Genomic DNA, 13569 nt, shown 5'->3' with positions numbered 1-13569 from the left:
TCCATGAGCCGATCGCGAACAACTCCGTCGTGACCGCCTAGTTCAGGCAGGGGCGCCGCTAGCCCGCACCGGGGCGGGGCAATCCCGCGAGGTCCATACTGGCTCGCTCCCGATCAACACCGGCTGGATTGATCGATGCAACACCCAGCGGGCGCGCATCGCCCGCAACCCGGTCGACTACACGCTGGCCCGATCACAGATCACGCCTTCAGGCGCGGCATGCTCAACGTCACCACCTGTCGTGAAGGCCGCCAGTCCTGTCGATTACGCCGCCTCGGCCAGGTGTCGCGGCCGGTAGATCGCGATGTGGCTCGCCCGGATGATCGGAGTCGTCTCATTGGCCACCACCATGACGTCGACTTCGACCCATTTGTGGCCCTTGTGCTCGTAGTTCTTAGTGATCAGCCCCCGCGCGTTCAGCGTGTCCCCGACACGTGCCAAGCCCAGATTGCGAACGTTGCTGCCCATATGGATCCACGCCGGCAATATAACGTTCTGACTCAACACCCAGTTGCAGCACCGCATGATCGTGACCGGGTGCACAATCTGCTCCCGCTCGTAAATCGGATCGGTTTCACCAATATCGGCCAGATCCTGCGCGTGCGACGCCGCGGTAACCGGTAGCGGGATCATACCCAGCCAGTCTCCGATCCTGAGGCTCGCCTCATCGGCCGGAGCCCGCTCGAGGCGGGCCGGCACGGATTGAAACTCGCCCAAAGCCGGCGCCGGAAGCAACTCCGACGCCAGCGCCGCCCGCCCCGTCGCACACAGAACACCCTCGCTGTGGACAGTCAACGCCAGCCCGTCGGCATCCGCTACCCCGGCAACCTCGGCAACGTCATCGGCATAGACCGGCTTGGCGAACCGTGCCTCCCCGGTGCCGCGTTCCAGCCAATCCAGGCCCCACTGCCGCACCGGCAGGTGAGTCATGAACGCATAGACGTTCACCCCGCCGACGAAGCCACCCTTGAAGCCGAACCGCCGCGCCGTGGCGTCGTCGTGGATCTTGTTCTCCGACGCCTTCGAGGTATTGATGGCGACGACATTATACGGCTCCAGCGCCATGATCGGATGCTCCGCTTGAGTTGCCTCGTGTGCTGATGGTCAAGCTCCTGCCCGGCCACGCCACGCCTGGCCATGCTTCGACCGTCCAACCGTTAGTTCAGCGCCCAAAGCCCCACTTCGTAGCCCGGAACGAAATTGCGGTTGGTCATGTCCGGATTGCGGTTGATGAAAGTGCGGCCGAACATCGGATGACGCATGCTCCGTGTCTCGTGCTCGATGCGGAACAGCGGCTTGTTGCTGTCGACATCGACGATATCCAGGAAGCGATATTGGTGCTGGTCGCTTTCCTCGCTGATCAGGCCGCGCTCCAGCAGTTTCTTGTGCGGGCTGGAGAAGTCCACCAGGGTGATCTGGATATGGTGGCCGTCGAACTCCGGCAGCGGCGCGTTGGTCTCACGGTAGATCACCTTGCTCTCCGCCGAAGTGCGCGCCCAGGCATACGGACCCCGGTCATCACTGGCGACCCCGGCGATCGCCCCAAGGATCTCCACGTAAAACTTGGCGATCGCCGCCAGATCGGTGCCCGATGGGATGTCGAACTCGACATACGGCATGCCGACGCGCATGGCACCGAAGCGCGACGCATCCGGTGCGTGAACCCGGATCCGGTTGCCCCATGGACACACCGTCTCCACCGTGTCGCCCGTCTCACGGAAGCTGAACTTGGTGCCCTCCAAATACTTCTTCGCGGCGTCCAGACGTTTTAACAGCGCTTCCAGGTCGGGCATCACCAGGGCGGTGGTGCCGCGCACCACGTCGGTGCCGCGCGTCGGCAGATGGAACTGGCCGCGCCCGACATTGACCCACATGTTGTCCAGCCCAGCCATCAGATAGGGGTCACGAGTCAGGCCGAGACCCATCAAGTAGTATGCGATCGCCTTGCTCTGATCCGGCACCCGCACATTCACGTGGCCCAGCTCGACGATGTTGCCCAGGTCTTCGGTGGTCCGATCGAAAGTCGGGGTAGCGACATTGGTATCCATCTCGATGGTCTCCCCTTCAGTCCGCGTTCAATCCCGACCCGCATCCTATCCCTGGCGTGTTGCCCGGTCCATCCCGACGCCGGACGCCCGCGTCGAGCGATGAGGGCGCATCGCCAAGTCCCCGACTGCCGCTTGCAAAACCAGCCCAATACGGAACACTGTGCCGCATAAGCGCGGCGATCCAAACGGGCCGAACAAGCCGCAATCCATGCCTGGGAGGCAACATCGATGGATAGTGCGATCGAGACATCGGCCATGCGCAAGGTTTACCTGCGCATTCTTCCGCTCACCGTGCTGCTTTACTTGCTTTGCTACATCGACCGCATCAACGTCGGCTTCGCCGCCCTGACCATGAACAAGGATATCGGTCTCGACGCCTGGACCTACGGACTCAGCTCCAGTGCGTTCTACCTCGGCTACGTGCTGTTCGAGGTCCCCAGCAACCTGATCATGGACCGGGTCGGCGCGCGGCTCTGGCTGGCCCGCATCATGATCTCCTGGGGCATCGCCTCGGCGCTCACCGCCGCCGTCTGGGGACCGTCCAGCTTCCTGGTCATCCGCTTCCTGCTCGGCGCCGGAGAGGCCGGACTGTTTCCCGGCGTGTTGCTGCTGTTCACCTACTGGTTCCCCGACGGCCATCGCGCCCGCATCATCGGCGCCTTCACCCTGGCACTGCCGGTCTCGGTGGCGCTCGGCGCCCCGATCTCCACCGCCATCCTCGGCATGGACGGCGTCCTCGGCCTCAAGGGCTGGCAGTGGATCTATATCCTGGAGGCGCTGCCCACCGTCATCATCGGCTGCTTCGTGCTGGTCGCCATGACCGACAGGCCGGCCCAGGCAAGCTGGTTGACCGAACCGGAGCGGAACTGGCTCGCCGGCACCTTGGAAACCGAACGCCGCGCGGTCGAGAGCGGCGGCAAGTACAACGTCCTGCAATCGATGACTAACCCTAAAATCCTGCTGCTCTCGCTGAACTATCTGGGGATCGTCACCGCCAGCCTCGGTCTCCTGCTGTTCGTGCCGCAGATCATCAAGGCGCTGGGTGCGACCAACATGGGCGTCGGCTACGTCACCAGCCTGGCCTATGTCTGCGGCGCGATTTCGATGTTCGGCTTCGGCTGGCTCTCCGACCGGTTGCGCGACCGTCGCTGGCTGCTGTTCCTGACCTGCGGGATGGCGACACTGGGCCTGGTGATCGCCGGAGCCACCATCGGCACTTGGTGGTCGCTGTTCGGAATATGTCTCGCGACCGCCGGCTTCTACGGCACCAAAGGCCCGTTCTGGGCCATGCCGACGATGTTGCTGACCGGCGCCGCGGCGGCCAGCGGCCTCGCCTTCATCAACGCCTTCGGCAATATCGGCGGCGCCCTGGGACCGGCGATCGTCGGCTGGCTGAAGGCCGAGACCGGCAGCTTCGCCGGCGGCCTCTACGGCCTCGCCGCCTTCACCGCCGCCAGCATGGTGATCTGCGCCGTCGGATTGCACATCCCACGCCGCGTCGGCGTCGAGGTGGCGGCGGCCGAGTAGGCCGAGCCTCGCGCCTTACCTTTGGCCGCTACAGGTCTTCGGCATTGAGCCCAGTAGGTTTGGATATACGCGCCAGCATGCGTGGCCCGATTTCCGCATTGTCGTGAAACGAGAAAACCGTGTCCGGCCATCCCGGCCGGGTAGCGTCCGGTGAGACCCGGACTGCCGCTTGATCGTCCACCCGATCCGAATAAGCGCACGCAAAACAGCACCGGCTTTAGCCGACGGCCAAGTAGTCACGCCGCCGCGAACAGTTCCGGGACCTCCTCCGGAATGGGCTCGCCGTGTTCGATGCGGTCTGCCAGCACCCGGAACGCCAAGGCGGCGGCTCGTGCCCGCGCATCCGCTTTGGTAGTGCCATAAGCCAGCACGCCCGGCAGAGCGGCCACCTCAGCGACCCAACGTCCGTCGTCTTCACGCTCGACCTCAATGACAAGCATCGGTGTCTCCTGCCCTCCGATTATGGATCGCTCGGTCGACCATTACGAGTAAAACGTTGCCCCGGCAGGTGCTCCGCCCCCTAAGCCAACGCCCCACCCCCCTGAAACCGCCGCCACGCACTCATCTGCACCGCCGAGGTCAGGCAGTGCAGCACCACGGGCCGCGTCTTCACCGCGAACGCCCGGGCAACGCCCTCGGCAACCTCGGACTCTTCGCGGATGGTGATGCCCTCGGCCCCGAACGACCGCCCCCACGCGGCAAAGTCGGGGTTGGTCAGCCGCGTCGCCTCCATGAACTTGCGCTCCGGATAGCGCACATAGCTGTGCATGCCGATCGTTCCGTACATGGAATTGTCCGAGATCACCACGATCGGAGCGCCGCCGTACTGGCACGCCGTGGCGATCTCGTTGCCCATCATCAGCGCGCCGCCATCCCCCACGAACGCAACTACCTGCCGCCCCGGCCGGCGCAGACACCCGGCAACCGCCATCGGCACGCCGGAACCCATCGCGCCCACCACCGAGGACAGGAACTCCTGGCCCGGCTTGAAGCCGATATACCGATGCAGGAACGACCCAAAATTCCCGGCGTCGGAGGTCACCACCGCGTCGTCCGCCAGATGCTTGTCGATCTCGCAAACCACCGCCGCGAAGTTGACCCCGTCGGTGGTCGGCTCCCAGGTCTTCTCCAGCAACGACAGATGGATCTTGTGCAGCCCATCGACCCAGCCGCGCCGCTTCGCCGCATCGGTCGGCGTCTTCAACGCCAGCAGGCTCTTCACCACCTCATGCGGATCGCACGGCATGCCGAGATCGGCGCGCCAGACACGGCCGACCTCGTTCGGGTCCGGCCAGATATGCACCAGCGGAAGCTGCGGCTGAGGCGCCGCCGGAAAGCTGTACGACTGGCTCACGGTGTCGCTCAGCCGCTCCCCCAGCGCAACGATCAGGTCGGCCTTCTTCATCTCCGCGATCAGCGCCGGAGGCACCCGGATCCCCATGTAGCCGCCATAATTCGGATGCCTTGCGTCGAACAACTGCGGCCGCCGATGCGTCGGATTGATCGGCAGCACCCATTGCTCGGAAAGCCGCCGCAGATCATCATAGACCGCCTCATCGTACAAGCTGTCTGCCAGCAGCGCCCCGCCCACCAGGATAAGCGGCCGCTCCGCCTGCGCCAGCATCTCCGCCAGCCGCTCCAGATCCTGCGCCCGAGGTCCCGCGACCACCCGCGGCCGAGGCTGGTTCAGTTCCGCATCGGTCGGCTGGTCGAATATATCCTCCGGCAGGATCACCGCCACCGGGCCGGGCGTTCCGCTCTCGGCAAGGTGGAACGCCCGCGCGATCGCCTCCGACGCCTGCTCCGGTTCGATGACCTCGATGACGCTCTTGGTGACGTCGGACAGCAGCTTGGAGTAATTCTGCTCCTGCAGCGCAAGCCGCCCGAAATCGCGGCGCTCGACCTGCCCCACCAGCATCACCAGCGGCGTCGCGTCATGGAACGCCGAGTGCAGCGACACCATCGCGTTCGACAACCCCGGCCCGCGCGACACGATGCAAACCCCGGCCCGGCTGCGCAGCCGCCCGTCGGCCACCGCCATGAAGCCGGCCCCGCCCTCGTGCCGGCAGACGATCATGCGGATCGAGTTCCGCTCGCTCAGCACGCTGGTCAGACCGACATAGCTCTCCCCCGGCACGCAGAAGATCTGGTCGATGTCATGCGCTTCAAGACTATCCGCCAGCAGGCGGGCGACAGTAGTGGGCATCCTGGCTGCGTCTCCGTTGGTTGGGCGCATCAACCGGCTTCGCCGACAAGACGTCCCCGACTGGCGCCATATAGGACCGCGATTTTCCCACGGACAACCCCGCGGCCGTGAACGCGCATTGTCGCAACCACCGCGACACGGCAATCTGCGCCCGGCTGGGCCGCGGCAAGCTCCCCCGCCGGCGGCACGCCATGACACTTGGAACGCACTATGCTGGATTCTCAGCCCATATCGACAGCTTCACCCGCGACCGCCTGCCCCCGCATGACACCTGTGGCCGGACGTGCCGCTCGATGGTTTCATCTATCCCGAACAACTGAGCGCCACCGTCGAGTTGACCGACGCCACGGTGGCCAAGGGCTTCGGCGACATCACCGCGCCGATCGGCAACGGATGCCACCGCACCTACGACGCCACCGCACCTACAAGGAACTGACCGACTGGACCAACCGCATCGCCTGCGCCCGGGACTACGGCATCGTTCCCGGCAACCGGATGCTGACCCGTTAAGCCAACAATCCGGCGACGGTGGCCTGCTGGCTCGCCGCCACCAAGGCCGGCGCCGTGGTGGTCAACACCATGCCGATGCTGCGCACCGGCGAACTGGCCGGCCCAGATCGTCGACAAGGCCGAGATCGGCCTGGCGCTCTGCGACACCCGTCTGATGGACAAACTGGCTGCGCCAAGCACAGCGGCTTCGTCAAAACCGTCGTCGGCTTCGACTGCAGCGCCAACCACGACGCCGAACTCGATCGCGTGGCGCTGGCCAAGCCGGTGCGGTTCGACGCGGTGCCGACCGGACGCGACGACGTCGCACTGCTGGGCCTCACCTCCAATACCACCGGCGAGCCAAAGGCGACGATGCACTTCCACCGAGACCTGCTGATCGTCGCCGACGGCTGCGCAAGCAAAGTGCTCGGGGTCATCCCACAGGACGTGTTCGTCGGCTCGCCGCCGCTGGCGTTCATCTTTGGCCTCGGCGGCCTGGCGATCTTCCCATTGCGCTTCGGCGCCGCTCGGTGGTGTTCGTCCCCGCTCTGCCGAAAACCCAGACCGGAAAGATCCAGCGCTTCCGGCTGCGATAGGTATTCCTGAGTCTGATGCCCAAGCATCTGGAACATACGATCCGGTGCCAAAGATGCGGAGACCAGAGCCCGCCAAAACAGGTCGCGTTGCTCGACCGCCTCGCGCCTAACGTCGAACCGCAGCGCGCAGCACGGCCATCATATCTTTTACCGCCGCATTGATGTCCTGCGATTTCACAGCAAAATCCATGCCCGCGTTCAGGTGGTCTTCGATAATCAGGATTTCCACCTGACGCATCGCGGCGACAATCGCATTGGCCTGCTGGACCTCATCAAGACAATAGCGGCTATCCTCGACCATCTGTTGCACGCCGCGAACCTGGCCTTCGATCTTCTTCAGCCGCTCGACGATCCGCGCTTTCTCCTCGGCCGTTCTGAGCACAAATAGTCGGCCGTCCCGGAACTCGTATTCCATCCCTGAGTTATACCCCTACTCAGTACCATATCCAAGGCCGCTGTCGGGCTATCTGGGCGCGGCGCCGACGCTAGACAATGCTGGCGTTAAGCTGCTGAGAAACTCGATTAGTGAGGTTTTAATGTTCCTACATCGCAAAGAGCTTATCCAGCCGGTGAGCGTCGGCAAGCCCAACGCCGTCTTCGGTCAGTTCCTGCTGGAGCAATTCGGCGGCGCAACCGGCGAACTGACCGCAGCCCTGCAATATTGGGTGCAGTCCTTTCACGTCGAAAACGCTGCGATCCGCGACATGCTGCAGGATATCGCGATCGAGGAGTTCAGCCACCTAGAAATGGTCGGCAAATTGATCGCCCAACATACCAGCAAGATGGATCAGACTACGGCTTACGAGGCGCCAATCTTCAAGTTGAAGGGTGGCGGCCCGCATTTTCTCGACAGCCAGGGAAGCTGCTGGACCGCCGCCTACATTCAGGAGGGTGGCAACGTCGTCCGGGATCTCCGTGCCAACATTTCAGCGGAGGCCGGTGCGCGGCAGACCTATGAGGCCCTGATCAAGGCCTGTGACGATGAGGGCACGAAGAAGACCCTACATCATCTGCTGACGCGCGAAATTACCCACGCGGCGATGTTCATGAAGGCGCTCGACCAGATGGGCAAGCTCGATGACCCGATGTTCGGCAACATCCCGCCGGATGACACCGTAAACCTTGTATTTAACCTGTCCCAGGGCGAGGACGCGCGCGGGCCATGGAACGAGGCGCCCTTCGAATACATTGCCGCTCCGGAGCCGAAGGGAGGCATGCCGCTCGCTCCAATCAATCCGGATGACGAGAAGCCTGCTTCGAAGGCTGATGCAAAGGGCAAGCACGCCAACGGCCGGAAATAGTCCGCAACGGGGACGTTCGAGCATCGACGAACGTCCCCCTGCGGCCTTCCAAGCAAATAGCCTCTCGCACTATGAAGCCGAGCGCGCCGAGGCCTGAACAGGAGCCGCAGCGCGGCCGATTATTGTGCCGCCACCCTGTGCGGTCCGCGGCTTTGCCAAAAGCACATCAAGCAGGCCCGCGCATGGCTATCATCATTCGCGCCAGAGGTCGCCGGTTAAGCGACCCTGCATACAGAGCGCTCTCAACCGCCTGCTCGTCGCCTCCGTCGCCTTCGCTCGAACATCGGGGCCGCACGCCAGAATCGGCAACGAACACGTGACCCGCTCGGCGCCGACTGCTAAACCCCACCCCATGCTGCGCAGATTCTACAACCGCGTCATGATGCTCGCCGCCTCACCCTACGCGGACGCGTGGCTGGCGCTGATCGCCTTCGCCGAGGCCAGCTTCTTCCCGATCCCGCCAGATGCCCTGCTGGTGCCGATGGCGCTGGCCAAGCCACGGTCCGCATGGCGGTTCGCCGCGATCTGCACGGTCGCCAGCGTCATCGGCGGGGCACTGGGCTACCTGATCGGGTTCGCTGTGTTCGATCGGGTCGCGCAGCCGATCCTGCACCTGTACGGCTATGGGCCTGCCTACCAGGCATTCCAGGCCAAATTCCAGGAATACGGGCTGTGGATCATCCTAATCAAGGGCCTGACGCCAATCCCTTACAAAATCGTTACAATCGCCGCCGGCGCCGCCCGCTTCGACTTCTGGGTGTTCATGACCGCCAGCCTGCTGACCCGAGGCGCTCGGTTTTTCCTCGTGGCGACGCTGCTGCATTTCTTCGGCGACGCGGTTCGCCATTTCATCGAGAAATGGCTAACCTTGGTAACCAGCGCCCTGGCGATCGGCGTGGTCGGCGGGTTCCTGGCCCTGAAATTCCTCTAAGCCGGGGTCCCCGTTAGCCACCGCATGGCGATTCGCCGTTTCACCCAAATGTGCGCCGCACCGCCATAATTCAGTACCCTTGCGCCCCCAACCACATCGCGCATCCCTTCGGAGGTGACCTTTGCTTCGTCGCGTTTTCCTTGCCGCCGGCGCATCCCTGCCGATCGTCTCCGCCGCCGATCGCGCCGGCGCCGCTAACCCGGCGCCCACCGCCACGCCGTTTGACGGCGCGACGGTGCGCAACATGGCGCGCCAACTCTCGCTGCAACCTTACAAGGCCCCCGACAGCACCCTGCCGGCGCCGTTCAAGACGCTGGATTACGACACCTACCAGGGCATCCGCTTCGATCCGGCGAAGGCGCTGTGGCTAGGACAGGGGCGCAAGTTCACCGCCCAGTTCTTCCACCGTGGCTACATCTATCATGACCGCGTCAACATCTTCCAGGTCGCCGACGGCAAGGCCGAGCCGGTAGCCTACAGCTCAGATATGTTCACTTTCGAGAAGCTGGCTCCCAGCACCGGCGACCTCGGTTTCGCCGGGTTCCGCATCCAATACCCGCTGAACCACCCGAACGGATCCGACGAACTGTGCGCCTTCCTCGGCGCCAGCTATTTCCGAGCCGTGGCGAAAGGCCAGGGATATGGGCTCTCGGCACGCGGATTGGCGATCAAGACCGCCGACCCGGGCGGCGAGGAATTCCCTGTCTTCCGCTCATTCTGGCTGGAACGCCCGGCACCAGGTGCCGATATCATCGCCATCCACGCCCTGCTCGACAGCCCCAGCACCACGGCCGCGTTCCGCTTCACCATCCGCCCCGGCAACGACACCGTGTTCGACACCGAAACGGCGATCTATCCGCGCACCGACATCGCCCAGGCCGGCCTGGCACCGTTGACCAGCATGTTCCTGTTCGATGCCAACGACCGCATGCGCTTCGACGACTGGCGCGCCGCGGTGCACGACTCCAACGGCCTGCAAATCCGCACCGGCCATGATGAGGCCCTGTGGCGGCCGCTCGCCAACCCGCGCGATCTGCAGATCAGCGCGTTCGCCGATACCAGCCCGCGCGGTTTCGGCTTGGCCCAGCGCAAACGCGCCTTCGTCGACTACCAGGACCTGCAAAGCCGCTACGAGAAACGCCCCTCGCTCTGGGTCGAGCCGATCGGCGACTGGAGCCAGGGCGTCGTCGAACTGGTGGAAATCCCCAGCGACCGTGAGGTCAACGACAACGTGGTGGCATTCTGGCGCCCGCACGACCCGCTGCGGGCCAAGGGCGAGTATCTGGGAAGTTATCGGCTGCACTGGTGCTGGGCACCGCCCGGCGAGGTCAGGCTGGCGCAGACCCTGCAAACCCGCTGCGGGCTGTCGTTCGACCAAAAACACCGGCAGTTCATCATCGATTTCGTCGGCGATTCGCTGAAATCCCTCAACCCGGAAAGCGCCCCGGCACTCGATGTCGGCAGCGACAAAGGCAAGATCATCAGCGCGGTCGCGCAACCCAACCCCGACGTCAGCGGTTGGCGTGTCAGCATCGAACTGGATATCCAGGACAACAAGCTAGTGGAACTGCACGCCAGGCTGATGCAAGCCGATCAACCGCTGACCGAAACCTGGATCTACCGTTGGACGCAGGGCTGAGTTGGGCCCAGGGCTGAGGTGGACCTAAGACCGAGTTGGACCCAAGACCAGCCCGGACCCAGTAGTAAGGTAAACCTAAGGCTGACATGGACCCAGAACCGACATGGATCTAAGACCGACATGGATACGGGCCTGACATGGACGCCGGCCTGACGTTCCAACCACTGCCGCCGGACGCGCCGTTGGCAATGCCGACCCAGTCGCTGCGCCAAACGTCGCCGCGCCAGGCGTCAGCCGGTCAGGCGCCACCGACCCAGTCGTCGGACCCGCCCCGGTCCGGCCGCTTCGCCTCCGCGCCGCGCGCCATGGCCCTGCGCCGCCTGCTCGTCATCGGCGGCGCCATCGTCATGACCGGGTTCGGCGCTCGGGAAATGTACCGCGTGCTGGCGGTCAACGGCGCCACCCCGCTAGCAATCTTCATGCTGGCCCTGTTCGTCGCGCTGTTCGCCTGGATCGCGCTGTCGTTCACCAGCGCGATCGCCGGTTTCGCCTCGGTCCTCGCCCGCGGCGGACAACGCCTCGCCGCGCCGGGCACCCTACCCGCGACCCGCACCGCGCTGCTGATGCCGACCTACAACGAATCCCCCTCCCGCGTCACCGCCGGCCTGCAAGCGATCGTCGAAGCGATCCAGTGCCTCGGTGCCGGCGATCTGTTCGACATCTTCATACTCAGCGACACCACCAACCCCGAGGTCTGGATCGAGGAAGAAAAAGCCTTCCTCGACCTGTGCCGTCAAACCGGCGGCGCCGGCCGCATCTTCTATCGCCACCGCGCCGACAACACCGCCCGCAAGGCCGGCAACATCGCCGAATGGGTCACCCGCTTCGGCGCCGCCTACCCGCAATTCCTGATCCTCGACGCCGACAGCGTGATGCGCGCCGACACCCTGCTCGCCCTGGTCCGCGCAATGGAGGCCCATCCCGATGTCGGCCTGATCCAGACCCTGCCGATCATCACCGGCGGCACCACCCTGTTCGCCCGGATGCAGCAGTTCGCCGGCCGGGTCTACGGCCCGCTGATCGCGCACGGTATCGCCTGGTGGCACGGCGCCGAGGGCAACTACTGGGGCCACAACGCGCTGATCCGCACCGTCGCCTTCGCCGGCCAGGCCGGCCTGCCCGAGCTGCACGGCCGCAAACCATTCGGCGGCCATATCATGAGCCACGACTTTATCGAGGCCGCGCTGATGCGCCGCGGCGGCTGGGCCATCCACATGATGCCGGGCCTGGAAGGCAGCTACGAGGAAAGCCCGCCGTCGCTGATCGACCTCGCGGTGCGTGACCGCCGCTGGTGCCAGGGCAACCTGCAGCATATGGCGGTGCTGCCGGCGCGCGGCCTGCACATGATCAGCCGGATGCACCTGCTGACCGGAATCGGATCCTACATCACCGCCCCGCTCTGGCTGCTGTTCCTGCTGAGCGGCGTGCTGATCGCGCTGCAGGCGCGCTTCATCCCGCCGGACTACTTCCCCTCCAACGGCAAGTCATTGTTCCCGCAATGGCCAGTGATCGACCCGGTGCGAGCCATGTGGGTGTTCATCGGCACCATGGCGCTGCTGCTGGTGCCCAAGCTGCTGGGCATGCTCACCGTCATGGCCCATCGCGATCTCCGCCGCGGCTGCGGCGGATTCCTCGGGCTGCTCGGCAGCCTTTTGCTGGAAACCCTGATCGCCGGGCTGATGGCCCCGGTGGTCATGCTGACCCAATCGATCGACGTCGTCGCCATCCTGCTGGGACGCGACTCCGGGTGGAACGCGCAACGCCGCGACGACGGCGGCGTACCGTTGCGCGACATCGTCCGGCTGTACCGGCGCCATACCATCCTCGGCGTGCTGCTGGGGATCGGCGCCTGGGCGGTCTCGCCCTACCTGGCGCTGTGGATGCTGCCCGTGGTGCTGGGTCTGGCGCTGGCGGTCCCGCTCGCCGCGCTGACCGGGCGGCGGTCCCTGGGCATGGGGTTGCGGCGCATCGGCCTGCTGCGCATACCCGAGGAACTGCATCCGCCCGAGGTGTTGCGTCGGGCCCAGGCGCTGTCGCGCCGTTCGGAGCTCGAACCACAGGCCGAACCGGCGCCCGACAGCGTCTCCGCGCTGCTGCACGACCCGGCACTGTTGGCCGCCCATCGGCAAATGCTGCCGCCGCCGCGCCGGCCCGGGATCGATCCGCTGAACGTCGCGCTGCTGACCGGCACTGCCCAACTGGCCGAGGCCGAATGCCTGGACACCGTGTGGCCCGCGCTGAACGCCGCCGAGAAAGCCGCCGTGTTGTCCGACGGTCCGGCGTTGGACCGGCTGCTGGCGCTGGCGAGACGCGATGCCGACCCGATCAGCCGCCCGGCAAAAACTGCTCGATAGAGCTTGCCCATCGGCAAAATCCGCCGAGCCTCGCGGCAAGATTTGTTTCGCCGAATCAAGCTGGTAACTATGGCACGTCGATTGCTGATCTGGTTTCTGGCCGCCGATTGCTTTTCGTCGTTTGCTGCCGGCCTTGCCCGCTACTTACGGCTGCTTTGCGTTATTGGGGACATTGGACAGGATTATCAATAATGTCGATCGATACCGTGTCCGCGATGGGCGGAAGTGGCTACCTGCCACCTGATCGGACCTCCTCTCTGCCTTCGGTTGCCGCCCCGTCGTCCGCCGGACCTCACACCCCAGCCGACCCAGCCGCTGCCGACCCGCCGGCAAAACCAGAGCAACCATTTCTGCTGGTGCCGACGATACCGTTGTCACCGACCGTACTGGCCGAACTGGTCGGCCGTCAGCTATCGTTGAACGGTCCCACCGCCGGCGCATGACGCGGGCACCGACCCGCGCCGACGGTTGATGATAC

The 13569-nt window shown here is 64.9% G+C and carries 12 protein-coding genes and 1 pseudogene; 8 read left to right on the top strand and 5 right to left on the bottom strand.

Features of this window, described 5'->3' with window-relative positions:
• Positions 1-264: 264 nt before the first annotated feature.
• Positions 265-1065, bottom strand: coding sequence for a hypothetical protein (locus ACQY4T_RS12915; protein WP_428542600.1), 801 nt, complete (start codon positions 1063-1065; stop codon positions 265-267).
• A gap of 92 nt (positions 1066-1157) precedes the next feature.
• The gene (locus tag ACQY4T_RS12910; RefSeq protein ID WP_428542597.1) at positions 1158-2048 is read right to left on the bottom strand and encodes a VOC family protein; all 891 of its coding nucleotides are present in this window, start codon (positions 2046-2048) and stop codon (positions 1158-1160) included.
• A 228-nt stretch (positions 2049-2276) separates the two neighbouring features.
• Between ACQY4T_RS12910 and ACQY4T_RS12905 the strand changes: the two genes are divergently transcribed.
• A complete protein-coding gene (locus ACQY4T_RS12905; RefSeq protein WP_428542594.1) occupies positions 2277-3575 on the top strand; it encodes an MFS transporter in 1299 nt (432 codons plus the stop codon).
• Between the two features lie 236 nt (positions 3576-3811).
• Here the strand turns inward: ACQY4T_RS12905 and ACQY4T_RS12900 are convergent, their stop codons facing one another.
• Positions 3812-4015: a type II toxin-antitoxin system HicB family antitoxin gene (locus tag ACQY4T_RS12900; protein ID WP_428542591.1), complete on the bottom strand. Its 204-nt coding sequence runs from the start codon at positions 4013-4015 to the stop codon at positions 3812-3814.
• An 80-nt stretch (positions 4016-4095) separates the two neighbouring features.
• A complete protein-coding gene (locus tag ACQY4T_RS12895; RefSeq protein ID WP_428542588.1) occupies positions 4096-5781 on the bottom strand; it encodes a thiamine pyrophosphate-binding protein in 1686 nt (561 codons plus the stop codon).
• 283 nt (positions 5782-6064) lie between these two features.
• Between ACQY4T_RS12895 and ACQY4T_RS12890 the strand changes: the two genes are divergently transcribed.
• On the top strand, positions 6065-6217 hold the full coding sequence (locus ACQY4T_RS12890) for a hypothetical protein (RefSeq protein ID WP_428542585.1): 153 nt from the start codon (positions 6065-6067) through the stop codon (positions 6215-6217).
• Positions 6218-6306: 89 nt separating this feature from the next.
• Positions 6307-6876, top strand: a pseudogene (locus tag ACQY4T_RS12885) (AMP-binding protein); the annotation flags it as partial.
• A 96-nt stretch (positions 6877-6972) separates the two neighbouring features.
• Here the strand turns inward: ACQY4T_RS12885 and ACQY4T_RS12880 are convergent.
• Positions 6973-7281 (bottom strand): metal-sensitive transcriptional regulator, encoded by a 309-nt coding sequence (locus ACQY4T_RS12880; RefSeq protein ID WP_428542582.1) that lies wholly within the window; start codon positions 7279-7281, stop codon positions 6973-6975.
• Positions 7282-7402: 121 nt separating this feature from the next.
• On the opposite strand from ACQY4T_RS12880, the gene ACQY4T_RS12875 reads away from it, so the two are divergent.
• The 5 genes from ACQY4T_RS12875 to ACQY4T_RS12855 all read left to right on the top strand — a co-directional run bounded on the left by ACQY4T_RS12875 (position 7403) and on the right by ACQY4T_RS12855 (position 13534).
• Complete coding sequence (locus ACQY4T_RS12875; protein ID WP_428542579.1) at positions 7403-8167, top strand: manganese catalase family protein; 765 nt, start codon at positions 7403-7405, stop codon at positions 8165-8167.
• A gap of 352 nt (positions 8168-8519) precedes the next feature.
• Complete coding sequence (locus tag ACQY4T_RS12870) at positions 8520-9098, top strand: YqaA family protein (RefSeq protein ID WP_428542576.1); 579 nt, start codon at positions 8520-8522, stop codon at positions 9096-9098.
• A gap of 121 nt (positions 9099-9219) precedes the next feature.
• Positions 9220-10737: a glucan biosynthesis protein gene (locus tag ACQY4T_RS12865; protein WP_428542573.1), complete on the top strand. Its 1518-nt coding sequence runs from the start codon at positions 9220-9222 to the stop codon at positions 10735-10737.
• A gap of 137 nt (positions 10738-10874) precedes the next feature.
• Positions 10875-13091, top strand: coding sequence for a glucans biosynthesis glucosyltransferase MdoH (gene mdoH, locus ACQY4T_RS12860; protein WP_428542570.1), 2217 nt, complete (start codon positions 10875-10877; stop codon positions 13089-13091).
• Positions 13092-13282: 191 nt separating this feature from the next.
• A complete protein-coding gene (locus tag ACQY4T_RS12855; RefSeq protein WP_428542567.1) occupies positions 13283-13534 on the top strand; it encodes a hypothetical protein in 252 nt (83 codons plus the stop codon).
• Positions 13535-13569: the final 35 nt, after the last annotated feature.

Source organism: Rhodopila sp. (assembly GCF_965277825.1).
GTDB lineage: Bacteria > Pseudomonadota > Alphaproteobacteria > Acetobacterales > Acetobacteraceae > Rhodopila.
Note: the sequence above shows the minus strand (reverse complement) of the source record. Positions and strands in the feature narration are given on the sequence as shown.

Bases quoted from the DNA above. Each gene is read 5' to 3' on its own strand.
- ACQY4T_RS12915 (WP_428542600.1), bottom strand. From the start codon at position 1,065: ATGGCGCTGGAGCCGTATAATGTCGTCGCCATCAATACCTCGAAGGCG.
- ACQY4T_RS12910 (WP_428542597.1), bottom strand. From the start codon at position 2,048: ATGGATACCAATGTCGCTACCCCGACTTTCGATCGGACCACCGAAGAC.
- ACQY4T_RS12905 (WP_428542594.1), top strand. From the start codon at position 2,277: ATGGATAGTGCGATCGAGACATCGGCCATGCGCAAGGTTTACCTGCGC.
- ACQY4T_RS12900 (WP_428542591.1), bottom strand. From the start codon at position 4,015: ATGCTTGTCATTGAGGTCGAGCGTGAAGACGACGGACGTTGGGTCGCT.
- ACQY4T_RS12895 (WP_428542588.1), bottom strand. From the start codon at position 5,781: ATGCCCACTACTGTCGCCCGCCTGCTGGCGGATAGTCTTGAAGCGCAT.
- ACQY4T_RS12880 (WP_428542582.1), bottom strand. From the start codon at position 7,281: ATGGAATACGAGTTCCGGGACGGCCGACTATTTGTGCTCAGAACGGCC.
- ACQY4T_RS12875 (WP_428542579.1), top strand. From the start codon at position 7,403: ATGTTCCTACATCGCAAAGAGCTTATCCAGCCGGTGAGCGTCGGCAAG.
- ACQY4T_RS12870 (WP_428542576.1), top strand. From the start codon at position 8,520: ATGCTGCGCAGATTCTACAACCGCGTCATGATGCTCGCCGCCTCACCC.
- mdoH (WP_428542570.1), top strand. From the start codon at position 10,875: ATGGACGCCGGCCTGACGTTCCAACCACTGCCGCCGGACGCGCCGTTG.
- ACQY4T_RS12855 (WP_428542567.1), top strand. From the start codon at position 13,283: ATGTCGATCGATACCGTGTCCGCGATGGGCGGAAGTGGCTACCTGCCA.